At 65.3% G+C, this 26,070-nt stretch carries 23 protein-coding genes; 17 read left to right on the plus strand and 6 right to left on the minus strand.

Annotated features, from left to right (window positions below):
• Positions 1–254: 254 nt before the first annotated feature.
• Both FHP91_RS05090 and FHP91_RS05095 read right to left on the minus strand, forming a co-directional pair.
• Positions 255–2,048 carry an SLC13 family permease gene (locus FHP91_RS05090; RefSeq protein ID WP_144308537.1) on the minus strand — a complete coding sequence of 598 codons (1,794 nt, stop codon included), beginning with the start codon at positions 2,046–2,048 and terminating at the stop codon, positions 255–257.
• A gap of 190 nt (positions 2,049–2,238) precedes the next feature.
• On the minus strand, positions 2,239–3,027 hold the full coding sequence (locus FHP91_RS05095) for a TonB-dependent receptor domain-containing protein (protein ID WP_144308538.1): 789 nt from the start codon (positions 3,025–3,027) through the stop codon (positions 2,239–2,241).
• Positions 3,028–3,291: 264 nt separating this feature from the next.
• On the opposite strand from FHP91_RS05095, the gene FHP91_RS05100 reads away from it, so the two are divergent.
• The 14 genes from FHP91_RS05100 to FHP91_RS05160 all read left to right on the plus strand — a co-directional run bounded on the left by FHP91_RS05100 (position 3,292) and on the right by FHP91_RS05160 (position 16,708).
• Entirely contained in the window at positions 3,292–6,003 is a 2,712-nt protein-coding gene (locus FHP91_RS05100) for a cation-translocating P-type ATPase (protein ID WP_144308539.1), read from the plus strand.
• A complete protein-coding gene (locus FHP91_RS05105) occupies positions 6,004–6,579 on the plus strand; it encodes a DUF2062 domain-containing protein (RefSeq protein WP_144308540.1) in 576 nt (191 codons plus the stop codon). It begins immediately after the preceding gene.
• A complete protein-coding gene (locus FHP91_RS05110) occupies positions 6,576–7,436 on the plus strand; it encodes a cation:proton antiporter domain-containing protein (protein ID WP_144308541.1) in 861 nt (286 codons plus the stop codon). Before FHP91_RS05105 ends, FHP91_RS05110 begins: the two co-directional genes overlap by 4 nt.
• The gene (locus FHP91_RS05115) at positions 7,433–8,320 is read left to right on the plus strand and encodes a universal stress protein (RefSeq protein WP_144308542.1); all 888 of its coding nucleotides are present in this window, start codon (positions 7,433–7,435) and stop codon (positions 8,318–8,320) included. Before FHP91_RS05110 ends, FHP91_RS05115 begins: the two co-directional genes overlap by 4 nt.
• A gap of 111 nt (positions 8,321–8,431) precedes the next feature.
• Positions 8,432–8,968: a hypothetical protein gene (locus tag FHP91_RS05120; RefSeq protein ID WP_144308543.1), complete on the plus strand. Its 537-nt coding sequence runs from the start codon at positions 8,432–8,434 to the stop codon at positions 8,966–8,968.
• Positions 8,969–8,988: 20 nt separating this feature from the next.
• Positions 8,989–9,396, plus strand: a complete 408-nt coding sequence (locus FHP91_RS05125; protein ID WP_144308544.1) for a GNAT family N-acetyltransferase — start codon at positions 8,989–8,991, stop codon at positions 9,394–9,396.
• A gap of 130 nt (positions 9,397–9,526) precedes the next feature.
• Positions 9,527–11,512, plus strand: coding sequence for a BCCT family transporter (locus FHP91_RS05130; protein WP_144308545.1), 1,986 nt, complete (start codon positions 9,527–9,529; stop codon positions 11,510–11,512).
• A gap of 162 nt (positions 11,513–11,674) precedes the next feature.
• Complete coding sequence (locus FHP91_RS21695) at positions 11,675–12,100, plus strand: GNAT family N-acetyltransferase (RefSeq protein WP_391527560.1); 426 nt, start codon at positions 11,675–11,677, stop codon at positions 12,098–12,100.
• A 295-nt stretch (positions 12,101–12,395) separates the two neighbouring features.
• Positions 12,396–12,470, plus strand: coding sequence for a pyrroloquinoline quinone precursor peptide PqqA (gene pqqA, locus FHP91_RS21700; protein WP_081455968.1), 75 nt, complete (start codon positions 12,396–12,398; stop codon positions 12,468–12,470).
• A gap of 63 nt (positions 12,471–12,533) precedes the next feature.
• Positions 12,534–12,818 (plus strand): pyrroloquinoline quinone biosynthesis peptide chaperone PqqD, encoded by a 285-nt coding sequence (gene pqqD, locus FHP91_RS05140; protein ID WP_144308546.1) that lies wholly within the window; start codon positions 12,534–12,536, stop codon positions 12,816–12,818.
• A gap of 26 nt (positions 12,819–12,844) precedes the next feature.
• The gene (pqqE, locus tag FHP91_RS05145; RefSeq protein WP_144308547.1) at positions 12,845–13,990 is read left to right on the plus strand and encodes a pyrroloquinoline quinone biosynthesis protein PqqE; all 1,146 of its coding nucleotides are present in this window, start codon (positions 12,845–12,847) and stop codon (positions 13,988–13,990) included.
• A 105-nt stretch (positions 13,991–14,095) separates the two neighbouring features.
• A complete protein-coding gene (locus FHP91_RS05150; RefSeq protein WP_144308548.1) occupies positions 14,096–14,593 on the plus strand; it encodes a urate hydroxylase PuuD in 498 nt (165 codons plus the stop codon).
• Positions 14,590–15,672 (plus strand): 3-phosphoserine/phosphohydroxythreonine transaminase, encoded by a 1,083-nt coding sequence (gene serC / locus FHP91_RS05155; RefSeq protein WP_144308549.1) that lies wholly within the window; start codon positions 14,590–14,592, stop codon positions 15,670–15,672. Before FHP91_RS05150 ends, serC begins: the two co-directional genes overlap by 4 nt.
• Positions 15,673–15,967: 295 nt before the next feature.
• A complete protein-coding gene (locus FHP91_RS05160; RefSeq protein WP_222105113.1) occupies positions 15,968–16,708 on the plus strand; it encodes a hypothetical protein in 741 nt (246 codons plus the stop codon).
• Positions 16,709–16,786: 78 nt separating this feature from the next.
• Here FHP91_RS05160 and lepB read toward each other — a convergent pair whose 3' ends face one another.
• The gene (lepB, locus tag FHP91_RS05165) at positions 16,787–17,704 is read right to left on the minus strand and encodes a signal peptidase I (RefSeq protein ID WP_144308551.1); all 918 of its coding nucleotides are present in this window, start codon (positions 17,702–17,704) and stop codon (positions 16,787–16,789) included.
• Between the two features lie 249 nt (positions 17,705–17,953).
• Here lepB and FHP91_RS05170 point away from each other — a divergent pair, with 249 nt between their 5' ends.
• A complete protein-coding gene (locus FHP91_RS05170) occupies positions 17,954–19,078 on the plus strand; it encodes a hypothetical protein (RefSeq protein ID WP_144308552.1) in 1,125 nt (374 codons plus the stop codon).
• 203 nt (positions 19,079–19,281) lie between these two features.
• On the opposite strand, the gene FHP91_RS05175 is transcribed toward FHP91_RS05170, so the two are convergent.
• Positions 19,282–19,581, minus strand: coding sequence for an SLC13 family permease (locus FHP91_RS05175; RefSeq protein ID WP_222105114.1), 300 nt, complete (start codon positions 19,579–19,581; stop codon positions 19,282–19,284).
• 230 nt (positions 19,582–19,811) lie between these two features.
• Between FHP91_RS05175 and FHP91_RS05180 the strand changes: the two genes are divergently transcribed.
• Positions 19,812–22,349 (plus strand): EAL domain-containing protein, encoded by a 2,538-nt coding sequence (locus FHP91_RS05180; protein WP_144308553.1) that lies wholly within the window; start codon positions 19,812–19,814, stop codon positions 22,347–22,349.
• 205 nt (positions 22,350–22,554) lie between these two features.
• Here FHP91_RS05180 and FHP91_RS05185 read toward each other — a convergent pair whose 3' ends face one another.
• Positions 22,555–24,366 (minus strand): SLC13 family permease, encoded by a 1,812-nt coding sequence (locus FHP91_RS05185; RefSeq protein ID WP_144308554.1) that lies wholly within the window; start codon positions 24,364–24,366, stop codon positions 22,555–22,557.
• Positions 24,367–24,371: 5 nt separating this feature from the next.
• Complete coding sequence (locus tag FHP91_RS05190) at positions 24,372–25,451, minus strand: extracellular catalytic domain type 2 short-chain-length polyhydroxyalkanoate depolymerase (protein WP_186301447.1); 1,080 nt, start codon at positions 25,449–25,451, stop codon at positions 24,372–24,374.
• 106 nt (positions 25,452–25,557) lie between these two features.
• Between FHP91_RS05190 and tpx the strand changes: the two genes are divergently transcribed.
• A complete protein-coding gene (gene tpx / locus FHP91_RS05195) occupies positions 25,558–26,058 on the plus strand; it encodes a thiol peroxidase (RefSeq protein WP_144308555.1) in 501 nt (166 codons plus the stop codon).
• The last annotated feature ends 12 nt before the right edge of the window (positions 26,059–26,070 follow it).

Raw genomic sequence — 26,070 nt, forward strand, 5'->3', positions numbered from 1 at the left:
GACTCGCGTAGGGCGCAATAACCGAAGGGCATTGCGCCGCATGAAATCTCCCGGAGAGGAAACAGCGACTCATCCGGAACGCAATCTCACCCTCGCCCCTCATTCATTTGAAATACTGTGCAGACGTCGACATGGTGCCTCTGCCCGCCATCCGGCGCAATGCCCTTCGGTTATTGCGCCCTACCGCTACGACGTGACCTTGAAGGCCCGCTGCAGCGGACCATCACCGTCTGGTGGGCGGCGAGCCGCCCACCCTACAAGGGCCAGAACAGCGGAATCAGCACGCTCGCGGCGAGCCAGGTGATGAGGTTCATCGGCACGCCCATGCGGGCGAAGTCGGTGAAGCGGTAGTTGCCGGCGGTGTAGACCAGGGTGTTGGTCTGGTAGCCGATGGGGGTGGCGAAGCTGCAGCTGGCGGCGAACATGACGCCGACAACGAAGGGGCGCGGGTCGACGCCGAGTTGCTGGGCGACGCCGATGACGACCGGGGTGAATAGCACGGCGACCGCGTTATTGCTCAGAAACTCGGTGGCGATGGAGGTGAACAGAATCACCAGCGAGAGCATGGCCCAGGGCGGGATGTCGCTGCCCAGGCCGACCAGTGCGGAGGCCATCAGGGCGGCGAGGCCGGATTCGCGCATGGCGATGCTGATGGCCAGCATGCCGAAAATCAGGATCAGGATCGGCCATTCGATGGCCTTGTAGGCCTCATCGCCACGAATGCAGCCGGTGAGCACCACCACCACGGCGCCGATCAGCGCCAGCGCTTCGATGGGCATCACGTTCAGCGCGGCCAGCAGCATCACGCCGGCAATGGTGGCCAGGGCGATGGGCGCCTTGGCGCTGCGCGGGGTTTCGTGTTTGCCGTCGGTGAGCGCGAACAGGTCGCCGTTGTCGCAGAAGCGCTTGATCTGCGCTGGCGAGCCTTCGACCAGCAGTACGTCGCCAAACTGCAGCTGGAAGTCGTCGCCGATGTCGAGAATCGAGGCGTTGCGCCGATGCACCGCGACCAGATGGATGCCGTAGCGTGCGGCGAGGTCGAGGTCGCGAATGGGGCGCTGCACATAGCGCGAGGTCTGGCCGACGATGGTTTCGACCACCACCACGTCGCGTCGGCGCAGCGTTTCGAGGTCGTGCGGGTCGTCGTCGCGGCTGTGCAGGCCGATCAGGTCGGTGCTGTGCAGGGTCATCATGTCCTGGCTGCGGCTGTGCACCACCAGCCGGTCGTCGACCACCAGCCGGGTGTGGGCGGGCGGCGCCGAGAAGGCTTCGTCGCCACGAAACAGCTTGAGTACCTCGATGTCGCCCTGCGTCAGCCGCGCTTCTTTGAGTGTGCGCCCGGCCAGGCGCGAGCCCTCGGGCACGAATAGCTCGGTCATGAACAGGCGGTCGCCGGCGCCGGAGAGTTGCTGGGTCAGCGTCTCGCGCACCGGTAGCAGGCGGTGGGCAAACACGGCCATGAAGGCGCAGCCAATCAGCGCCATGATCATTGCCGGGGCGGTGATTTCGAACATGCTGAAGGGCGCCAGCCCCATCTCGCGCGCGACGCCGTCGACCAGGATATTGGTCGAGGTGCCGACCAGGGTGATCATGCCGCCGAGAATGGTGGCGTAAGAGAGCGGAATCAGCAGCCGAGAGGGCGCCACGCCATAGCGCCCGGCCATGGCGATGACGGCCGGAATCATCACCATCACCACCGGCGTGTTGTTGATGAAGGGCGACACCAGCACGCCGACGGCCAGCATGGCCAGCAGCAGCCGGCGCTCGCTGTGCCCGGCCATGGCGCCCAGCCAGTCGCCGAGGCGATCGACGCAGCCGGTTTTGCTCAAGGCGCCGCTGATGACGAACAGGCAGGCAATGGTGATGGGCGCGCTGTTGCTGAACACGCTCAACACCTGCTTGGCGTCGAGCAGACCGAGGACCAGCAGCAGCGCCACCGCGCTCATGGCGGCGACGTCGGGCTTGAGCCATTCGCGCACGAAACACACGAAGAGCGCGACCAGGGCGATGCCAACGGTCAGGGCATGCAGGGACTCGGGCAGGGCCATGGTGCAGCGGTCTTCTGTGAAGGACTCGGGACGGCTGCGACGATAGCCTGCGGCGCATGGATCGGGAATGACGAAGCGGTTATCTGCTTATACCGTTTCGGTCGGTTGGGTTTGGCGCTGCGCCATCCGGGCGCCGCGACGGCTGGTACAGCTACGGCCCGACGCCTTCCGGCGCCGGGCCCCTGCCGCATCAGAACTTCACATTTACGCCCGCATACAGCGAACGCCCGGCGCCCGGCACGGCGATGCCCCAGGGGATGCTGTTGATGCCCATGGTGGTGCCCTGGCCGGTGTAGGTGCCGCCGGTGGGCGAGTCGTAGTATTTGTCGAACAGGTTTTCGACACCGAAGTCGAGGCGGACCTGCTTCCAGCTGTAGCCGCCGCGCAGGTTGACCAGGCTGTAGCCGCCGGTGCTGATTTCATTGCGCGCGTCGGACAGGTCATCCTTCTTGCTGACCATCACCAGTTCGATCCGGTTGTCCCAGCCGCCGAGGGTGTGGGTGAGGGTGGCGGTGGCGTTGAGCGGCATGGTGTTGTAGAGGGCGTCGCCGGTGTCGAGGTTCTTGCTCCGGGTGTAGCTCAGCAGGCCTTCGACACCCCAGGCACCCCAGGCGTTGGTGGCCAGCGGCATCTTGCCGGACAGCTCAAGGCCATACAGGCGGGCGGCCTGGTTGCGGTACTTGAGCACGGTGAAGGTGTCGTCGGCATTGCTGGTGGCGGCGGTGTTGGTGGTGCGGTCCCACTGCACGGCGTCGATGTAGTCGCTCACCCGGGTGTAGAAGGGGGTGGCCTTGAACTCCCAGGCGCGGTCGGCCGCGTGCCAGTCGAAGGTGGCGGAGATGGTGGTGGCCTTTTCGGGTTCAAGGTCCACGTCACCCACGTAGCCGTTGCCGTCGCCCACGGTGTTGTTCATGACGGCGGCCATGGTCCAGGTGGACCAGGATTGGGGGGTCAGGTCTTGAAATACAACATTTTGCATCGCCAACAGCCGGACACCTTCTGAACTCTGACTTCATGCAGGCCCGATATGGCACCCCGCCAGCATACCCCCAAACTTTGTTTGTACGTAACTAATCCTGGCCTGTCCGGGGATTTCGGACCCCAGGCATCCGCAAGGGCTGGCGACCTTTTGACGCGGCGCCTCACGCCGTGAGACTGACCTGTGACAAGCAGGCTGTCATGGGCTTGGGATAGTCTTTCCGGTGAGCGCGGAGGTCTTTGGCTGCGCGCACCGGGAGGCGTGATGAACGCATATTCGCCAATTCCTGAGGGCAAGCCGCCGTGCTGGCATGCGTTGCCAGCGGAGGATGCATTGGTTGCGCTGGCGGTCGATGAGGGCCGGGGTCTGAGCACCGCCGAGCTAGCCGAGCGTGTGGCGCTTTACGGGGTCAATCGACTTGCCGAGACGCGACCGCGCAGCGCATGGTTGCGGCTGGCGCTGCAGTTTCACAATCCGCTGATCTATGTGCTGCTGGTGGCGGGGGCGATGACCTTTGCGCTGGATGATTACATCGACGCAGGGGTGATTCTTGGTGTGGTGCTGATCAACGCGGCCATCGGCTTCGTGCAGGAGGGCAAGGCCGAGAAGGCGCTGGAGGCGGTGCGGGCGATGTTGGCCAGTCACGCCACGGTGCTGCGCGATGGCGAGCGGCACGAGATTGACGCCGCCGAGTTGGTGCCGGGCGACGTGGTGTTGCTGGAATCGGGTGCGCGGGTGCCGGCCGACCTGCGGCTGATCCGGGTGAAGAATCTGCGGGTGAGCGAGGCGGCGCTGACCGGGGAATCGGTGCCGGTCGATAAAAGCACCGAGGCGGTGGATGTGGCGGCGGCGATTGGCGACCGCGCCTGCATGGCGTATTCGGGCACGGTGGTGAGCTGTGGTCAGGCGCGGGGCGTGGTGGTGGCGACGGGGCGGGCGACCGAGATCGGCCGCATCGGCACCTTGGTGGGCGAAGTGCAAACGCTGGCGACGCCGCTCACGCGCCGGCTCGACCAGTTTGCGCGCCAGATCACTGCCTTCATCCTGAGCGTGTGCGTGCTGACCTTCGCCTACGGTTACTGGCTGCGCGAGATGCCGATGCTCGACATCTTCCTGGCCATGGTCGGCCTGGCGGTGTCGGCCATTCCCGAAGGCTTGCCGGCGATCGTGACCATCGTGCTGGCCATCGGCACCCGCGTGATGGCCCGCAACCGCGCCATCATCCGGCGCCTGCCGGCCGTTGAGACGCTGGGCTCGGTGAGCGTGATCTGCACCGACAAGACCGGCACGCTAACGCGCAATGAAATGACCGCCGTGCGCGTGATGTTGCCGGGGCAGACCCTGTCGGTGAGTGGCGCCGGCTATACGCCGGAGGGCGGCTTTACCTGTGATGCTGGGGCGGTCGATAGCGCCGACAATGCGGCCTTGCAGGCCCTGGCCGACGCGGCGCTGCTGTGCAACGATGCGCAGCTCAAGCACGGCCCGGACGGTGAGTGGCAATTGGTGGGCGACCCGACCGAGGGCGCGCTGTTGACGCTCGCGCTCAAGGCTGGCCTCGATGCAGAGGCGCTACACGCCGCGTCGCCACGGGTGGATGTGATTCCTTTTGAGTCCGAAAATCGCTTCATGGCTACCCTGCATCACGACCATGCCGGCCATGCGTATGCCTTGCTCAAGGGTGCGCCCGAGCGGGTGTTGGCACTGTGTGTTGGCTCCGCCGATGGCGAGGGGTTTGATGCTGCCGACTGGCAGGCGCGTGTCGACGCGGCGGCCAATGAAGGTCAGCGGGTGCTGGCCCTGGCGCGTTGCGACCTGCCGGCGGGCACGGCGGCGCTGTCGATGGACGACATCACCGCGCGGTTTTCGCTACTTGGGCTGATTGGCCTGATCGACCCGCCGCGCGAGTCGGCCGTCGAGGCCGTGGCCGAGTGCCAGCGCGCCGGCCTGCGGGTGAAGATGATTACCGGCGACCACGCGGTGACCGCTGCCGCCATTGGCCGGCAACTGGGGCTGGCGGGCGGCGCGTCGCTCACCGGCGATGCGATCGAAGCGCTCGACGACGCCGCGCTGCGTGAGCGCGTGCAGGACACCGACGTGTTCGCCCGCGCCAGCCCGGAACACAAGCTACGCCTGATTGCCGCCCTGCAGGCCGAGGGCGCGCTGGTGGCGATGACCGGCGACGGCGTGAATGACGCGCCCGCGCTCAAGGCCGCCGATATTGGCGTGGCCATGGGCAACAAGGGCACCGACGCGGCCCGCGAAGCGGCCGATCTGGTGCTCACCGACGACAACTTTGCCACCATCGCCCGCGCGGTGCGCGAAGGGCGGGTGGTGTTCGACAACATCAAGAAGTCGCTGCTGTTCATCCTGCCCACCAACGGCGGCGAGGCGGGCGTGATTCTGCTCGCCGTGTTTGGCGGGCTGGCGCTGCCGGTGACGGCCGGGCAGATTCTGTGGGTGAATCTGGTGACCACCATCACTCTCGCCCTGGCGCTGGCTTTCGAGCCGGGCGAAGCCGGCGTCATGCAGCGCCCGCCGCGCCCCCCCGGCGAACCGCTGATTACCCGTTTGCTGGCCGGTCGCATCGCCTATGTGACGGTGCTCATGATGGCCGCCACCTTTGCCGTGTTTGAATGGGTGCTGACGCGCGGCGCCGGACTCGACGCTGCGCGCACGGCGGCGGTCAACATGCTGGTGGTGGGCGAGCTGGTGTACCTTTTCAATGTACGCCACTTCACGGCCTCGGCCTTTAGCCGCGAGATTCTCACCGGCAACCCGGTGGCGGTGTGGATGAGCGCCCTGCTGATCGGATTTCAGCTGGTGTTTACTTACACACCGCCGATGCAGCAGATCTTCCACAGCGTGGCGCTCGATGCCGCGACCTGGGGCGTGATTCTGGCGCTGGGGGCGGCCAAGTTTCTGGCCGTTGAAGCCGAAAAGGCCGTGTTGCGGCGCTTGAATATTCGGAGCATGTGAATGGGTTTTTTTCGGCGCCTGCGCGCCAAAGTACCAACGCGAGAGCAGATCCAGGCCAATCGCTGGTTGTCCTGGCTGGCGCCGTGGCTCGGCCATCCGCGGCTGTGGCACTGGTCGCGCCGCGGCGTGGCGATGGGCGTCGCGCTGGGGGTGTTTTTCGGCCTGTTGATTCCGGTCGCGCAGATCCCGCTGTCGGTGGGCGCGGCGGTGGTGCTGCGTGCCAACGTGCCGGCGGCGGCGGCGAGCACCCTGGTGACCAACCCGATCACCTTCGGCCCGGTGTACTTTGCCGCTTACCGGCTGGGCACCTGGGTTACCGGCGATCGCCTGCCCGAGCACGCCGCCGATCCGGCCAGTGCGCAAGACATCAACGCCGACGCCGGCATCTGGGAGCGCCTGCAGGCGATGGGAAAGCCGTTGATGATTGGCCTGAGCATTTTGGCCTCGCTGATCGGGCTGACCACTTACGCGGTCATCACGCTGGTGTGGCGCTGGCGCACGTTGGCGCGACGGCGCAATGGCGCGCATCGTCGCTGGCGACGCAAGCCGGGTAGCGAACCACCAGGGAGCGATTGAGCACGCACGAACCGTTTGCCGAACTGGCCTTGTTGCGGCTGATCGCCGCAGCGGTGGGTGCGGTGGCGGTGCGGCTTCGCCAGTCGGTGCTGATTGCCCACATCGTGGTCGGCATTGCGGTGGGGCCGGCCGGGTTCTCGCTGGCGTCGACGCACTTTCGCGATGCCATCGCGGCACGCCTGACCGGCATTCGCGACTTTCTGCGGCTGTTTTTCTTTATCGACCTCGGTGCCAAGCTCGACGTTTCGTCGCTTGGCGGCGAGCTGTGGCCGGCCCTGGTGCTCTCGCTGTTTGTGCTGATTGGCAATCCGCTCATCGTGATGGCGATCATGGGTGCGATGGGTTATCGCAAGCGCACCGGTTTCATGGCCGGCCTGACCGTGGCGCAGATCAGCGGGTTTTCGATCATCTTTGTGGCCATGGGCATCACGCTCGGCCATATCGGGAATGACGCGCTCGGGCTGACCACGCTGGTGGGCATCGTCACCATCGCGCTGTCGACTTACATGATTCTGTATTCGCAGCCCTTGTTTGAGTGGATCGGGCCATGGCTGAGTGTTTTCGAGCGCCGCCGTCCGCACCGCGAACTGGCGGTTGAACGCCAGCGCCGGCCGGACTCGCCGCCGCAGTGGATTGTCACCACGCTTCCGACCTGGGAGTCCAACCGCGGATTGTTCCATGCGCTCCAGAGCCTGGCCGTGCCCGGCGTCATCACCGGCGTGGTGGGCGACGAAGTGCATCGCCAGGCATTGCATGCGGCCGGCGCAAGCCGGATCATCAATCCGTGCCTCGACTCGGCCGACCACACCGCGCAGATCATGGTCGATGCGCTCAACCCTTCGGAGGACTCGCCATGACCCACCTGCATACCGTGCTTGCCACCACCGACCTTTCGGCGCCGGCCCGCCATGCCGCGCAGCGCGCGGCGCTGCTGGCGAGTGAAGCCGGGGCGCGCTTCGAACTGCTGCATGTGCTTGAAAAAACCGCGCTCGACGCCTTGCAGGCGGCCTTTGTCGACCAGGATGCCGCGCTGTCGCAACGCATTCGTGACCTGGGCCGCGAGGCGCTCAGCCAGTTGGCGACCGACATCGGCGAGCCGCTGGGCGTCACCGCCGGGCTGCATCTGGAAGAAGGCGCGGTACTCGAGACCATCGCCGCTCAGGCTGACCGCCTCGATGCCAGCCTGCTGGTGCTGGGCGCGCGCGGCACCGACTTCATGCGCCAGTGGCTGCTCGGTGCCACGGCAGAGCGCCTGCTGCGCAAGATTCGCCGACCGATTCTGGCCGTCAAGCAGCCGCCGCGCGAGCACTACCGGAAGGTGCTTGTGCCGGTCGATTTTTCGCTCTGGTCGGCGGGTGCGGTGCGACTGGCCCGCAGCGTGGCGCCGCAGGCCGAGATTACGCTCATGCACGCCTTCGAGCTGCCATACGAAGGCAAGCTGCGGCTCGCCTTCGTGGAGGAAGATGTGATCCTCGGCCACCGCATCAAGGCCCGCAAGGACGCCGTTGCCCGGCTTCATCAGTTTGCTGCCGACGCCGGGATCACCGGCACCGCCTGGCGGGTGTCGGTGATCCATGGCGACACCTCGATGCGCGTACTCGAGCAGGAAGAAGAGCTCGGCGCCGACCTGATCGTGCTCGGCAAACATGGCGCCAACATGACCGAAGAGCTCCTCCTTGGCAGCGTCACCAAGCATGTGCTCGCACATGCGCGCTGCGATGTGCTGGCGGCGTATCGATAGTTTTTCTGATTATGCGATGCGGTTTTTGTTTGGGTGCGGCACAATAGCCACGTGCCGGCGCGCGGTCATGGGCGCTATCTGAAAACTCAGTGTTACGAGAGCCTAACGACTGTGAAAAACCGACTTGCCATTGCATCGATCGTTGTCAGCCTGTTGGCCGGATGTGCCGGGACCGACGCCCGTGTCGAAGGCGACATGCCCGCCGCGCCCGCCCCGGCCAAACCGGCGGCGGCCAAGCGGGGCGCGCTCATCGTGTTGCCCGCGCGTTTTGCCGATCACCTTTCCATTGATCGGGTCAAGCAGGAGTGCGACATGCTCCGTACGTTCAATGGGGCGGTTTTGCGCTATGGCAACGCTTATGCCATGAAGGTCCACAAGCGTCAGCGTCTCAGTGACGCGGGCCCGGGCCAGAGCGTACTGCTCGTCTCTTACGAAGCGGTGGACGCCAACGTGATGAATGCACTGACACTGCGCCCCGGCTCGGAAGCGACCGTCAAGGCAAGCATCATCAAGGATGGCGAGGTGCTCAGCACGATGAGCAAACACCTCGTGTCGCGCGTGTCTTTCGGCGCCTGCGGCCGGCTCGACAAGATCGCCACCGCCGGCGCAAAAGTCGTCGCAAAATGGGCCTCGCGCCAGCCCTACTGACCTACCGACCCGGACACGCCATGCCACTCGATATCGCCCTCAATCGCCCGGTCAAGGCCAACGAAGTGCTGGCGCTGTATCGCGCCAACAAATGGTCAGCCGCCGACAAGCCCGAGGCATTGATGGCGGCGCTGCGCGCGTCGCACAGCCTGGTCACCGCACGCGTCGACGGTCGCCTGGTGGGCCTGGGCAATGCGATCTCCGACGGGCATCTGGTGGTCTATTTTCCGCATCTGCTGGTGCATCCGGAGTTCCGGCGCCAGGGGCTGGGGCGGCAGATGATGGCTGCGCTGCTCAAGCGCTATGCTGGTTTTCACCAGCAAATGCTCACCGCCGATGGCGATGCCGTGGCTTTCTACCAGGCCATGGGCTTTGAGCGCGCCGGCAAGACCGAGCCGATGTGGATCTATGCCGGCAAAGAGCATTGACATACGCGAATCAACATGGGTTTTTTCGCGAAAACCGGGTTGCCGTGACCCGTCGATCCGCAGTTAGGCCGCAAAGACGCAGCGTTTTCATCTATGGTTTACCCTGGTTTCAAAGGGAAAACGCTGTTCAATGACTCAGTCTCAAACCGAAGTACCGGCCAAGGCCGGGTTCCATGCGCCGGTGTTCTATCCGGCATCCATTCTGATCATTGCGCTGGTGGCTTTCGCCGCCCTGGCGCCCGAAACGGCCAACGACACGTTCAAATCGCTGCAGGCGACCATCGTGGCCAACGGTAGCTGGTTCTATGTGCTCACCGTGGCCATCATCCTGATGACGGTCACCTTCCTGGGCCTGTCGCGCTACGGCGAGATCAAGCTCGGGCCGGATCACTCCAGGCCCGACTACTCCAACCTCACCTGGTTCGCCATGCTGTTTTCGGCCGGTATGGGTATCGGGCTGATGTTCTTTGGCGTGGCCGAGCCGGTCATGCACTTCCTGTCGCCGCCGGTCGGCGACCCCGGCACGGTCGAGGCCGCCCGCGCGGCGATGAAGATCACCTTCTTCCACTGGGGCCTGCATGCCTGGGCGATCTATGCGATTGTGGCGCTGATTCTGGCGTTTTTCGCCTATCGTCATGGCCTGCCGCTGACCCTGCGTTCGGCGTTGTACCCGATGATCGGTGAGCGCATCTATGGCCCGATCGGCCATGCGGTGGATATTTTTGCCGTCATCGGCACGGTGTTCGGCGTGGCCACTTCGCTCGGCTACGGGGTGATGCAGGTCAATGCCGGCCTCAACCACCTGTTCGACGTCCCGGTCAGCACCACGGTGCAGATCGTGCTCATCGTCGGCGTGACCGGGCTGGCCATGCTGTCGGTGGCCACCGGCCTCGACAAGGGCATCAAGATCTTGTCAGAGCTGAACATGGGCCTGGCGGTGATTTTGCTCATCGTCATGCTGGTGCTCGGCCCCACGGTGTTCCTGCTGCAAACCTTCGTGCAGAACACCGGCGCCTACGCTTCGGACATTGTCAGCAACACCTTCAACCTCTTCGCCTACCAGAAGACCGACTGGATCGGCGGCTGGACGATTCTGTACTGGGGCTGGTGGATGTCCTGGGCGCCCTTCGTCGGGCTGTTCATCGCGCGCGTCTCGCGCGGGCGCACCATCCGCGAGTTCGCCATGGGCGTGCTCTTCGTGCCCACCGGCTTCACGCTGATGTGGATGACGGTGTTCGGCAACTCGGCCATCGAGCTGATCCTCAACCAGGGCCAGGTGGCGCTGGGCGAGGCGGTGTCGGCCGACGTGGCGCTGGCGCTGTTCGCCTTTCTGGAAAATTTCCCGTTCTCGGGTGTGCTGTCCATGCTCGCCATGGTGATGGTGGTGGTGTTCTTCGTCACCTCCTCCGACTCGGGCTCCATGGTGGTCGACATGCTGTGCTCGCGCGGGCATGACAACACGCCACTGTGGCAGCGCATCTACTGGGCCGGCGGTGAAGGCGTGGTGGCCATCGTGTTGCTGCTGGCCGGCGGCCTCGGCGCCTTGCAGACCATGACCATCGCCAGCGCCCTGCCCTTTGCCGTGGTGCTGCTGATCGCCACCTATGGCCTCATCAAGGCGCTGCGGATCGACCTCTACAAGCGCGAGAGCCTGCAGATGAACTCCGCGCCCGTCGGCCCGCCGGCCGTCAGCGGCTCGTGGAAAGACCGCCTGCACAACATCGTCGACTACCCCACGCGCGACGTGGTGCAGCGCTTCATCGCCCAGATCGGCCGGCCCGCCTGCGACGAAGTGGCCGCCGAGCTCAAGCTCAAGGGCATTGACGCCACGGTGACCAGCACCGACCCCGACCACGTGGCGCTCAGCGTGGCCCATGGCGATGAGATCGACTTCCTCTACCAGGTGCGCGCCCGTGCCCACATCAAACCGGCTTTCCTCAGCCCCGACGTGGCCGAGAGCGAGGTGGCCGAGGAGCAGAAGTACTACCGCGCCGAAATCCACCTGCGTGAGGGCGGTCAGGACTACGACATCATGGGCTGGTCAAAAGAGGGCGTGATCAGCGACATCATCGACCAGTACCACAAGCACATGCACTTTCTGCATCTGGTGCGCTGAATGCGCGCTGCCGGCAGCCGCTTGAGCGCCGCTTGCCGGCGCACGGGCTGCATGGCGCGTGTCATGCAGACACCGCGCCTCGTCCTGAGCGAAGGCGAACGCTTGGGGGGCCGTGGCTGCATGGTCGGCCACTGGTCGCTGTGTGGTTGCGGACCCTGAGGTATCGAAGAAAAGACGTCCGGGCGCGTGCTCGGCGCCGCCGGACCGGTGGCATCCCAACGACTGGTGGAGCCCGAAATCAAGTGGGCGCTGAGCCGTGCGCATTGGCGGCAGGGTTTTGCCAGCGAGGCGGTGCGGTTGGTAGGCGCCCGCTTTGAGAAGGACGTCGAATGTCGGCGTGGGGCAGGGCATCTCTACCGGCACCCGAAGGATACGCCGGCGAACCTTCGATCGCGCCCCTTGTGCCCCCGGAAACTGTCGTTGGCGCCGCCGATGCCATCGTGGTTCGATGGGATCGCGCAGAGTGCGGCATTTTCGTGGGCCTTGTTGAGTGCACGCCGCCGGTGGTCCGGCGTTTATCGGCGATGTTGGCGCGGCGGAAGGCCATGCACGCTTGATCGTTGTCCCGTTTCCCGGACTCGTCGGTGACTGCCTCGGTGGTTAACCGGCCGGGCGAGGTGCGCCGTCGGCCTGCCCGGAGGGTCGCCGCCCGCTGGGATAACAACGGCGTGCATTTCATGACCGACGTCATGGCGTGTGACGCCTGAAAACTTGATACATATCAAATAGTTGCTTGTGCCGAGCCGGATTTTCACGTCGATGCCCGCCAATCATGATTTTCTGTAGCGGATTGCGGCAGATGGTGGATGGCGCGCCCGGCACGTGGCTCCCAATAATGGTGTCAGGCACGGCATGGGGCCGCGCCGCCATTGAGGAGACACACATGACCTGGGAAACCCCCGCCTACTGCGAAATCCGCCTGGGCTTCGAAGTCACGGCTTACGTCTACGTCCGCTAAGCCGGTCCGGGGCGGTGGCGGCTTGCCGCCCTCGCCCCCGCCATTGCCCAGAGGCTCGCCACCATGACCATCACATCGACCGCCACCGACCGCCGCCCGCAGCTGTCGCCCCACTTCATGTTCCGTTGGGAAGCCAGCCAGGACGCCTACATCCTGCTCTACCCGGAAGGGCTGATCAAACTCAACCCCTCCGCCGGCGAGATCCTCAAGCGCTGCGACGGAGAACACACCGTGGCCGAGCTGATCGCCGATCTGCAGGACGCCTTCCCCGGCCCCGCCGACGACATCGACCAGGGCGTGCGCGCCTTTCTCGATGTGGCCACCGACAAGGGCTGGCTGCACGCCTGAGACCACCCGCCACAAGGAGCACCACCATGCCAAAAGACAGCAACGGCCTCACGCTCGACGGCCAGGGCAAGCCCCTGTGGCTGTCCCTCGAAATCACCTATCGCTGCCCGCTCAAGTGCAGCTGGTGCAACAACCCGCTGGATTTCGACGACTACGCCGCCCGTGAGTTGAGTACCGACGAATGGAAGCGCGTGCTGCGCGAAGCGCGCGAGCTGGGCGCCCTGCAGCTGGGCTTTACCGGCGGCGAGCCGCTGCAGCGGCCCGACCTTGAAGAACTGGTGGCCTACGCTAACGCGCTGGGCTTCTACACCAACCTGATCACCTCCGGCATCGGCCTGACCGAAGCGCGCTTGGTGGCGCTCAAGGCAGCCGGCCTCAAGCAGATCCAGCTGTCGCTGCAGGCCACCGAGGCCGCGGTCACCGACGCGCTGGTCGGCGCCACCGCGCATGAGCGCAAGCTCGACGCCGCCCGCCGCATCAAGGCGCACGGCTTTCCGATGGTGCTCAACATGCCGGTCTTCCGCCAGAACATCGGCATGACCGACGCGATGATCGCCTGGGCCGCCGAGCTGGGCATCGAGTACATCGAGTTCGCCAACATCCAGTACTACAACTGGGCGCTGATGAACCGCGACGAACTCATGCCCACGCTCGAACAGGTGCGCGAAGCCGAGCAGGTGGTGCAGCGCTGGCGCGACACGCTGGGCAAGAAAATGACGATCTACTTCGTCATCCCCGACTACTACGAAGGCCGCCCCAAGGCCTGCATGAACGGCTGGGGCGCCATCCACCTGACCATCGCCCCCGACGGCGTGGCCATGCCCTGCCAGGAAGCGCGTGTGATCCCCGGCCTCGAATTCGAATCGGTGCGTGACAAGCCGCTGGCCTGGCTGTGGCACGAGTCGCCGTTGTTCCGCAAATATCGCGGCCTCGACTGGCTGCCCGAGCCCTGTGTGTCGTGCGACGAAAAGGAAAAGGACTTCGGCGGCTGCCGCTGCCAGGCCTTCCTGCTCACCGGCGACGCCGGCAACACCGACCCGGCCTGTGGCCGCTCGCCGCATCACGCCCGGGTGCGCGAGGCGACAGACACCGCCGCCCGCCCGCTGCGCTTCCGCAAGCCGCTGTTCAAGCGCGCCGCCGGCACCGTCACCACCGCCTTCCTGGAGGACTGAGATGCGCCATCCCTACGACACCGCACGCGGCACCATCGCTCTCGGCGTACTGCTCACCGTGGTGTTGGCAGCGCTGGTGCGCCTGCTGGCCGGTTGAGGCGCGCCATGGACATGCTGCTCGACCTCACCCTGCGCTGGGCGCACTTCATCGCCGGCATCATCTGGGTCGGCCACAACTACTCCAGCGTGGTGCAGCGCCCGAGCTGGCAGCCGCTGCGCGCCGAGGAGCTGAGCGACGACCGCAGTCCGCGCTTCCAGGCGCTGCTCAACCGCGAGCACGGCTTCTTCCGCTGGGCCTCGGTGGTCACCTGGAGCGCCGGCCTGCTGATGCTGTGGCGCCAGGGCTGGCTGAGCGACGCGCTCGCCCTGCAAGGCAGTCTGGCGCCGATTGGCGTGGGCATGTATATCGGCACGCTGATGATGCTCAACGTCTGGCTGGTGCTGTGGCCGCACCAGAAAAAGGTGCTCGGCCTGGTGCCCGCCAGCATCGACGAGCGCCTGCGCTGCTCGCGCATCACCCACCTGTCGTCGCGCACCAACACCATGCTGTCGATCCCGCTGCTGTTCTTCATGGCCACCGGCAGCCACGGCGGTCTGCTGTGACGGCCTACAGCTTTGCCGCCGGCCCCGCCCGCCTGCCCGACGCCGTGCTCGAACGCGCCCGCGACGAGCTGTTCGTCCGCGGCGTAGACGGCGCCGCCACACTGGAGCGCCCCTTCACCGGCGACGCCTTCCGCGCCACGCTGGCCCATGCCCGCGAACGCCTGGCCACGCTGCTCGACCTGCCACCCGGCTACCGCATCCTGTTCCTCGCCGGCGGCGCCATGCACCAGTTCTCGCTACTGCCCATGAACCTGCTCGGCACCGCCCGCTGCGCCGCCTACGCCGACTCCGGCTACTGGTCGCAGCGCGCCATCGACGAAGCGCGCCGCTACACCGAGGTGGTCATTGCCGCGCGCTACATCGGCGCCACCCCGCTGGCCGCGCCGACTACCGGCCGCTGGCATCTGCCACAGGGCTGCGCCTACTGCCACATCACCCCCAACGAAACCGTCGACGGCCTGGCCTACCCCGAGCTGCCGCACACCGGCGCCGTGCCGCTGGTGGCCGACGCCACCTCCTGCTTTCTCGCCACGCCGCTCGACGTCACCCGCTTCGGCCTGATCTACGCCAGCGCCCAGAAAAATCTTGGCATCGCCGGGCTCACCGTGCTCGTGGTGCGCGACGAGCTGCTCGGCCGCGTCGCCCCGCACGTCCCCACCGCATTCAGCTACCGCATCCAGGCCCAGCAGGACAGCACCTACAACACCCCGCCCACCGCCGCCATCCACGTGGCCGCCCTGGTCTTCGACTGGATCGCCGACAACGGCGGCCTCACCGCGCTGGCTGCCGCCAACCGGCGCAAGGCCGAGGGGATCTACCGCGTCATCGACGGCAGCGGCGGCGTCTACACCGCCCCGGTGGTGCCCGCCCACCGCTCCGTCACCAATATCCGCTTCCACCTGGGCGACACCGCCCTCACCGAGCGCTTCGTCGCCGAGGCCGAAGCCCACGGCCTGCATCACCTGCGCGGCCACCCCCGCATCGGCGGCCTGCGCGCCAGCCTCTACAACGCCATGCCCGACGCCGGCGCCAGCGCGCTGGCCGAGTTCATGGCCGATTTTGCGCGGCGGAATGGATGAGCACGCTGGCGCGGCCGCCCGACGGCAAGACGCCCGCATCCTCCGCGACGACGGGGCGAAGCGCTCGCATTGCGCAGCGTCGCATCGGGGGCATGACTCGGCGCGGTGGAAGCCGCTCATCATCGAATCGCGACAACAGCCCGGTGACGCGTGTGCAGCGTGTCAGGTCGCACGGCGCATCGCTCGCGCCCGCGTGGCGGGGCAGCGTCTCCGTGAGCGTGCTGGTCCGAACACCGGCAATCCGCATGCACTGGCTTGCGCCAAGCGTGTCGCGCAGCAACGGCAGATTTCTCCTGTGATCAGGTCCAGCCTGCCCTGGCACGACCGCCCCGGCCTCGCCGGCGGCATCGACACCGATGGCCGTCAGGCCGCCACCTTGCTGGAGCTCGGCTTCGGCAGCGTCGAGTTCGGCACCGTCGCCGCCCATCCACAGGCGCCCAACTCGCTCGCCCCACTGGTCGCGCGTCTTGCCGCCCTGCCACCCCGCAGCGTCGATACCAGCGCCATCGGGATCAGCGTTGGCCTGTCGCCAGATGCGCCGGCCACTGCCTTGCCGGCCCAATGGCTCGACGCCTTGCACGATGCCTGGAGCGTCGCCGACTACCTGAGCTTCAACCTCAGCGCCCGCGCCCGCCGCCCCCTCTTGGCACCGGAACATCACCCCATGCTGGCCGTTACCCTGCGCGCGCTGGTTCGCGAGCGCAATCGCCTGCCCCGGTATATCGCTCTGGCGCTCAAACTGCCGCTCGGCGACCGGCACGACCCGCTGCCGGCCCTCGCCGATACCGCCGCCCACGCCGGCATTGACTGTCTCACCCTGGTGCTGGCTGATCCGCCCGCCCGGCGCAGCGAGCAACTCGCCCGACTCGCCGATCTGGCCCACCGGCTGGCTGGCGGGCCCGCCCTCGTCGCAGTCGGTGGCATACGCAACGCCCGCGATGTCCAAGATGCCCACGCGGTCGGCGCCTCAGCCGTGCAGGTCCACCGCGCGTTTATTCACCGCGGCCCGGCCTGCCTGAAAGATCTGAGTAGGTAAGGCCGCGTCATTCGGCCGTTGTTGGACAATCTCGCCTCGGCGAACCGGACGCCTGGCGCACGAGGCTCGCCGCCGACGCTAGCGGGGCGCCATCACCCGCCACACCTTGCCCACCACATTGTGGGCCGGCACAAAGCCCCAGGCGCGGCTATCGCTGCTGTTGTCGCGGTTGTCGCCCATCACATAGTAATGCCCCGCCGGCACCTCGCACTCGATGCCCTCGGCGTCGATACGGCAGTTGTCGCGCATCGGAAAATCCTGGATGACCTGAAAGTACGGCCGTTCAGCGCGGTCGTAGATGACCCGGTAGCGTGTGCCCGACAGCTGCTCTTCAAACTGGAGCATCACCGTTGCCTGCGCCGGGTCCACAAAATCCGCCACCGGCGCGCGCTTCACCGTCAGGCCGTTGATGCTCAACTGTCCGCGCTGGTAGCGCACCGTGTCGCCCGGCAAACCCACCACCCGCTTCGCGTAGCGTATCAGCGGCTCGACCGGATACGCGAACACGATCACATCACCATGCCGAATCTCGGCCGATACCGGCCGATGCGCCACACTGATGCCGTAGCTGCCGTAATTGCCATACCCCCACTTGCTCACAATCAACACCGCGCCCGGTGCAATCGTCGGCTGCATCGACACGCTAGGCATCGAGAACGGCTCCACCACGAAGGCCCGCACGCCAAACACCATCACCATAACGGCCAGCGCACTGCCCAGCACGCCATACCAATGGCTGTACCACGGCCGCATGCGCCTGGCGGGCCACTTGCCGGTCAGCCGGTAGGCGTGCCCCGCGGCGAGGACCGACAGCACGAAACCCATGAGGCCGGCAACCAACCCAGCCGGTCCGAACCAGAGAAAGCCAACCGCAGCCAGCACGAGTGCCAAATAGCCTGCCGCCCAGCGCGCACTACCGGCGTAGAGCAGTCCAGCGGGTGGGGCGAGAAAGCCGAGGAGTGTGGCGAGCCATTTGTTTGGGGGGCGAGGAGTCATCTCGGAACAATATCTCGGATTCACGCCAGAGACATACGGCGGTAAAGTGGTTGTCAGTGTTAATATACGATTCGGCTAGCGGCGCAACCTCCGGATTTGCATTCCGATGCCGTTGGCGCAGTTGCTACGAATACTGGCGCGGGGCAAACCTCAGTGCGTATACAAAATACTAGAGACAGGTCGATTCGCAAGTTCTGTTTTGTTGCCGATCTAATTGGCAAAGAATGATATATCAGTGATGAGGTGAGCGTGCAGAATATAATTAGCGTTGTCGTCATTATTCTATTGGCCGGCTGTGCCTCGTTCTCACCATCCTTGCCGGAAAATTACTCCGGTGATACCGCAACCATAGATGACAGCTTTCAACGACTCAGTCGAAGCACGGCAAAGTTTTACTATATACGGCAGTTGAACGATAAAAATATTCAGAATGCGCTAACGGCGACCTATGAAGCCACCGAAGGAAGAGGAGCGCAATTGATTGCAATGGGTGCATCACGCCTTGTTCCCGCTGAGCCGTTGAGCCTGTATGTCGTCGGCCGAGTTTATCACTCAGCACCAATCGGATATCTTATTAATTCTAAATCGAATTATATTGTTGAAGGACGGGTGAGTTTTACTCCGACAGCAGGAGAGAGGTATTTGGTTTCTGGAGAGTTGGGTGAGTACTATTCAGCTGTCTGGATCGAAGATATAAATGGAAATGTTGTGTCGACCATGGTGGAAGCAAAGGCACCAGGATACTTCAAGATAGGCGATAGCGAGCGCTCAGAAAAGCGCGTCCTGACAAGAGAGGAATTGTTCTTCGGACTGTCCGGAGGAGAGAGTGTGGGCCTAGTAGAGGAGAAGCTGGGGGCCCCGAATTCTGTTGAGAAATATAGAGCGAGCGTGTTCTCAAATAGTCCGTCCACGGTAACGTATAAATATGCTGGTCTAGGCAGTGTGTTGTTCTTGTCGCGGAACTCTGAGCCGGAATTCGTCGAGAGGGTAGCCCCAGCCCTGAATTATTTGCAACAAGGCTCGCCAATTGAGGCGCAGTTTGACTCCGAAGTAGAGGCGCAGCTAAATTCCGAAGGTTCAATTTTGCGGCATGTAGCTAGAAATTTCTATCGACGCGACGAAATTGATGTTGAGACCCTTGATTTGGTAGCCAAAAAAATTTGGTCTGCGAAAAGCACGGAAGATCGAAATACTATTGACGCGATCGCATGGTTTTGCCGGGTTCTGGAAAAAAGCAGTAATTCAAGGTATAGAGATCTGCTTGAGATGGTTTCGGTTCAAGCGGAATCAAGCAAGGTTAGAAAGTATGCACGAAGTGCTTTTGAGTTATTGCCGGATGTTGACGTAGTGCAGTTCGTTCCCGATGCTGATTAATGCGTGAAACACCTCTTTCGGTATTGACAGGCTATTCGATTGTTTGTGTGGCGAGGGTTCAGTAGCTCGGCATTGTTCTTGCGGATTCTGCCTGACGCGCGCTAGCCGCACTTGCATGCGCGGTTCGTCTGAGCCAGTAGCCCCTCACAACGGCCAGATCCACAACAGCATCGGAAAACTCACCGTCATCACCAGGATTTCCATCAGCAGCCGGAGTCGCCAAAGCGGAATCCGCCCGGGCCGAAGATGAGGGTGTTGTTCTGGTGGCCGATGGGGGAGAGGAGAGCGCAGGAGCCGCCGACGGCAACGGTCATCAAGAAGGCGTCGGGTGTGGCGCCGAGCTGCTCGGCGACGCTGATGGCGATTGGGCACATGACGGCCGCGGTGGCGGCGTTGTTCATGAAGTCGGACAGAGTCGCGAGGGTCTGGTCTTGAATTGCGACATTCTCAACCCCGTGGCGCCCACGGCCAAGCTCTTTGAGGCGCGACGCTTGGGTTATCACGAATGACCTCGGAGCCATCGACCGACACGCCTTGCCCCACCGCGTCGCCCGTGTGGCCGCGGTCGAGTTTCGTTTGATCTCTTGTATTGTTCTATCCGCTGGCGGGACTTTTCTCGCGGTGCTAAGGTGTCGCGCGCTCCGATAAGGCCGAATCTGCCGAAGTCCGGGGCTTTGCGCTGCAGGCACACGATGCTGCGGCAGGTATCCGCAACGATCGCGAACGCTCCGAGATGAATGAAACAGACGCTTACGCCGAACCTGCCGAAGATGCCGTGCTCGGCGCGCTGATCTCGTCCGAGGTGACGGTGGGGCAGATCGTTCGGGGCAGCATTCTCGAGTGCGCGCCGGATCTTGCCATCCATGAAGCTGCCCGGCGGATGAGCACCGCACACGTGAGCTCGATTCTCGTGGTCGAGGATGACGTACCCGTCGGCATCTGGACCGAGCGCGACGCCCTGGCCATCGACTTCGATCATCCCGACAGTTTCAACCGGCCGGTCCACGATGCGATGAGCGCGCCGGTGCGCACCGTCACCCGCGACCTGGGCCTGCAGGCGTTGGCAATCCGTTTTCGTGACGAACACATGCGTCACTACCTGGTGGTGGATGAGGACGGCCGGCGCTGTGGCATTGTTACCCAGACCGACGTGGTGCTGAATCAGGGCATTGAGCACTACCTCAAGCTGCGCAAGCTCGATTCGATCATCAAGGGCAGCCTGCAGCCGCTGCCTGAGTCGGCGCTGCTTGGCGAAGCCGTGCGGCAGATGCGCAGCGCCGCGCAGGACGCGGTGGTGGTGGCCTATGCCGACGGTAGCTACGGCATCCTCACCGAGCGCGATCTGACCCGCCTGATCGCTGAGCGTGCCGGCAGCCGCTCGGTCGGCGAACTGGCCAGCCGCCCGATGATCACGGTGAGCGAGGACGCCAGCCTTTACCATGTGCGTTGCATGCTCACCGACCGCCGGGTGCGGCACGTGGGCGTTATGCGTCGCGATGGCAGCCTGGCTGACCTGGTGAGCTTTACCGACATTCTGTCGGGCATGGAGCTGGCTTACGTCCATGAATTGCAGCATGCGTTGCGCGAGCGCGACATGGCGCTCAATGCCTCGCAGCGCAACCTGCACCTGGCCGAAAAGGTCATCGAAAGCTCGCTCGAAGGCATCCTGATCACCGACGAGAAGTCGCGCATCATCTCGGTGAATCCGGCCTTTACCCGGCTCACCGGGTATCGCCCGGACGAGGTGATCGGGCGCAATCCGTCGCTGCTCAACTCGGGCCGCCAGGGCCCGGAGTTCTACCGTGAGATGTGGGTGAAGTTGTCGGCTGAAGGCCAATGGCAGGGCGAGATCTGGAACCGCCGAAAGAGCGGCGAGCTCTACCCCGAACTGCTCACCATCACCGCCATCAAGGACCGCGACGGCACCTTGACCAACTATGCGGCGGTGTTCAGCGACATCAGCCAGATCAAGGAAAACGAGGCGCACATCCGCCACCTCGCCTACTTTGATCCGCTCACCGGCCTGCCCAACCGTCGCTTGCTCGAAGATCGGCTGCAGGTGGCGCTGGCCCACGCTCATCGCAATCGCAATCGTGCCGCGGTGCTGTTCATTGATCTGGATCGCTTCAAGCGTATCAACGACAGCCTCGGGCACGAAGTCGGCGACCAGCTACTGATGGAGGTCGCCCGCCGGCTGCGCGCCTGCCTGCGCGAGGACGACACCGTGGCGCGCATGGGCGGCGACGAGTTCATCGTGGTGCTGAGCGATCTCACCGATCCGGACGACGCCGCACACACCGCCACCCGCATCATCGAATCGCTGCGCCGCCCGGTACAGGTGGACGCACACGAACTCACCGTGACCACCAGCGTCGGCATCAGCATCTTCCCGGATGACAGCTGTGACCCGGTGGCGCTGATCAAGAACGCCGACACTGCCATGTATCGCGCCAAGGACGAAGGCCGTAACGCCTTCCAGCTGTACCAGCCGGCCATGAACGCCCGTTCGCTGGAGCACCTGGCGCTGGAAAGCGCCCTGCACCGGGCCCTGGCGCGCGAGGAACTGGTGCTGCACTACCAGCCGCTGGTCGATATCCGCGCTGGGCGCACGGCGGCGGCCGAAGCATTGCTGCGCTGGCGCCACCCCGAACTGGGGCTGGTGCCGCCGGCAGACATCATCCCGCTGGCGGAGGAAACCGGCCTGATCGTGCCGATTGGCGAGTGGGTGCTGCGCACCGCCTGTCTGCAGCACGCCCGCTGGCGCGAGGGCGGGCACGGCGAGCTGCGCATGCTGGTGAACATCTCGGCTCGCCAGTTCCAAGACAAAGGCTTCACCGCCATGGTGGCGCGGGTCATCGCTGACACCGGCATGCCCGCCGCCCAGCTGACCCTGGAACTCACCGAGACCATGCTGATGGAGGGCAGCGAACGCATCATCGGCGTGCTGGAGGGGCTGCGTGCACTGGGTGTGCGCCTGGCGCTGGACGACTTCGGTACGGGCTATTCCTCGCTCGCTTACCTCAAGCGCTTCCCGATCGACGAGCTGAAGATCGACCGCTTGTTCATCCGAGACATCGATCGCAACGAGAACGATGCGGCCATCGCCGAGGCGATCATCAAGCTCGCCCATAGCCTCGGCCTGAGCGTGGTGGCCGAAGGCGTGGAGTCGGCCGCGCAACTGGCGATCCTCGCCCGCAATGGCTGCGAGCTCGCGCAGGGCTTCTACTTCAGCCAGCCGGTGGAGGCCGGGCAGTTCGTGCTGCCGTCGTAAGCCGGCTCGTCTGAAACGTACCGCCCCGGCGGGGAGTGACGACATTGAGGTGCCGATCCCGATGGCCGGGTGCCTGCGTTGGCGGTTCAGATACCCGGATACGTCAAACTCCCGACCGCAAGGCCGCAGTGGGTGGCGCGCACCTGCAGGCGTCACCTTGGCGCCGTAGCGACGCGCCTGCTCAAATCCGGGGCATTCAGCAAACCTACAAGGGCCACACCCACAGCAGCATCGGCACGCTGATGGTGACCACCAGCAACTCCATCGGCAAGCCCAGCCGCCAGTAGTCCCCAAAACTGAATCCGCCTGGGCCGAGGATGAGGGTGTTGTTCTGGTGGCCGATGGGGGTGAGGAAGGCGCAGGAGCCGCCGATGGCGACGGCCATCAGGAAGGCGTCGGGGGTGGCGCCGAGCTGCTCGGCGATGCTGATGGCAATGGGGCACATGACGGCCGCGGTGGCGGCGTTGTTCATGAAGTCGGACAGCGTCATGGTCGTGACGAGAATCAGCGCCAGTGCGACCACCGGGTGCCCCTGGGCGATGCCGCCGAGCAGGCCCTGGGCGAGGGCATCGGCGGCGCCGGTGCTGGCCATGGCGCCGGCCACCGGAATCAGGGCGCCGAGCAGCACCACGACCGGCCAGTCGACCGCGTCGAAGAGTTTGTCAGGCGTGACGATGCGCAGCACCACGAAGGCCAGCACCGCGCAGGCGAAGGCGATGGCGGCGGGCAGCAGGCCGAAAGCGGCACCGGCAATGGCCAGTGCCATGATGGCGACGGCGATGGTGGCCCGGCCGCGGTTGGGGATAGCGATGTCGCGCGGGGCCAGCGGCACGCCGCCGAAGCTGCCGGCGAAGGCGCCGAGCGCTTCGGGGGTGCCTTGCATCAGCAGCACGTCGCCGGCGCGGATGGCGGTCGAGCGCAGGCGTTTGATGCTTTGCCGGCCCTGGCGCGAGATGGCCAGCAGGTTGAGGCCAAAGCGGGTGCCGACGTGGATGTTGCCGATGCTGCGACCGATCAGCGAGGAGGTGGGCAGGACGACCAGCTCCTGCAGTTCGGTTTCGTCAGCGTCCTTCGACTTCTTCTCGTCTTCATCGCCCTTGCGCCGCTCGGGTGTGGCGTCGTCGTCCTTCGCAGGCCCCTGCAGGCTGAGGCCGAGGTCGGCGAGCGCAGTGGTGAGCGATTCCGGGTCGGCCTCGATGACCAGGATGTCGCCCTCGCGCAGCAGGCGCCAGGGATTGGGCGCGGAGACGCGGAAGGCGTTGCGCACCATGCCGACCACCTGCGCGTCGGCCGCCTCCAGCGCGCGCTCGATCTCGTGCAGATGCTTGCCCACGGCCTTGCCGTCACCCGTGACCCAAGCCTCGGTCAGGTAGTTGCCGGTGTCGAATCCGGCGGCTCCTTTGGTTTCTCGGTGGGGCACGATGCGCCAGCCGAGCACGGCCAGAAAGACGATGCCGCCCAGTGCCACGGCAAGGCCGACCGGGGTGAAATCGAACATGCCGAAGCTGCCGGCACCGGTACTTTTGCGGAAACTGGAGACGATCAGGTTGGGTGGTGTACCGATGAGTGTGGTCATGCCGCCGAGCAAGGTGCCGAAGGCCAGCGGCATGAGCACTTTGCCGGGCGGCAGCTCGTGGCGGCTGGCGGTCTGCACCGCCACCGGGATCAGCAGCGCCATGGCGCCGACGTTGTTCATGAAGGCCGACAGCACCGCGCCGACGGCGATCAGTACCGCGATGCTCAGCGTGGGGCCGGCCTCCGGGGCGAGAAGGCGCTGGGCCAGGGCGTTGACCGCGCCGGTGTTTTGCACGCCTCGACTGAGCACCAGCACGGCTGCGACGGTGATCACCGCGGGGTGGCCGAAGCCGGCAAAGGCTTCGGCCGAGGGCACCAGGCCGGCCAGCACGCAGGCCAGCAGGCCGGCCAGCGCCACCACGTCGTGCCGCCAGCGCCCCCATAAAAACAGGCCGATAGTGGCGGCGAGAATGGCGAAGAGGAGGATCTGGTCGGTCTGCATGGCGCTTACTGGCTGGGCGCGGCGGGCCGGGTGAGCTGGTCGATCATGGCTTTGACCGCCTTCACTTGCGGGCCGTTGCGGGTGGCGTAGTCGACCGACTCATAGCCCCACCAGTCCCAGCAGGCTTTGGGGTTGAACACCCAGCGCGGCCAGTTGCCCGACCACGCCCAGCCGTAGCGCGGCGTGGTTTGCGGGTAGAGGACGACGAGGCGGTTGGCCTCGGCCCAGCGGTTGTAGCCGGCGCGGGTGGCGAAGCGATCGCCGATCTGGTCGGCGCTCTGGCGGCAGCCATGGAAGGCCACATGCAGTTTGCAGCCGCCGGCGCGGCAGCCGATGGGGATGTAGGCGTAGCCGCCATCGCTCATGCCGGCACTGCCACCGGCGCGGGTGAAGGGGCTCTGGTCGAAAGTGACGAGCTCGCCGCTGGCGGTGGCGGCTTTGGGCTGGAGCGGGCCGAGCAGGTGGGCAAGGAGCTGGCCGGCCGCGTCGACGCCCTCGCAGCGGTTGATGTAGGGCGGCTCGGAGGTGTCGCAGGCGTTGGCTTGCGGGTCGTCGAGCGAGAGCATGGCGTGGCCGGCGTCGGGTACGGTCACATAAGCGATTTGCGTGGCGGCGACCCAGCGACGATAGAAGGCGTCGAGCGCGTCCATGACCGGGCGGGCCACGGTGCGATCCTGCCCGCCGGTGAGCAGCCAGACGCGGTCGGCGGCAAGACCGGCGACCGGGTCGATGCGGCCGGCAGCGGCATCGTCGGCCACTCGCGCGGCGCTGGTGGCGGCGTCGGGCACGGGTTTGCTGTCGCTTGGCTCCATGCAATTGGACAGTGCCTGCCACATGCTGCCGGCGGCGCATTCGTACGGCCCGCCGGCGATCACGCCGACGCCGTCGACGATGGCCGAGTGGGCCACATGAAACTGCACTGCCATATAGCCGCCAGAGGAAATGCCCGACACAGTGATGTGCTCGGCTTGCACGCCGAGCGCGGGCAGCGGCGGGGCGGCATGGGCGGCCGTGGCAAACACGGCGACGAGGAGTGACGAGGCGACGAAGCGCATGGGCGAGCCCGTAAGAAGTGACAGGGGCATGATCAATGGATCGCGGTGTCCAACGCAAGCCGGCTGTGCCAAACTGGCAGTGTGTGATTTCGCGATACAGTGAAGCACGCCCCCAATTTCAACAGGAGAAAGCGTTATGACGACAGTGACTCTGCATGGCAATCCGGTAGCTGTGGCCGGCCGCCTGCCCCAAAAAGGCGATGCCGCCCCCGCTTTGACGCTGACTGGCGCCGATCTGGCCGATGTCGGCCTGGATGCCTTTGCCGGTAAGCGTAAGGTGCTGAATATTGTGCCCAGCCTGGACACCCCGACCTGCGCCACCTCGACCCGCAAGTTCAACGCCGAGGCCTCCAGCCTGGCGAACACCGTGGTGCTGGTGATCTCGGCCGACCTGCCCTTCGCGGCCAAGCGTTTCTGCGTGGCTGAGGGCCTCGAGAACGTGGTGACCCTGTCCAACTTCCGCAGCCCGGCTTTTGCCAAGGACTGGGGCGTCGCGCTGGCCGATGGCCCGCTGACCGGTCTGACCGCCCGCGCGGTGGTGGTGCTGGACGAAGCCAACAAAGTGACCCATTCCGAGCTGGTGGGCGAGATCGGCGACGAGCCGGACTACGCGGCCGCGCTGGCTGCACTCCAGTAAGCCTGCGGGCTT

This window comes from Denitromonas halophila (genome assembly GCF_007625155.1).
GTDB lineage: Bacteria > Pseudomonadota > Gammaproteobacteria > Burkholderiales > Rhodocyclaceae > Nitrogeniibacter > Nitrogeniibacter halophilus.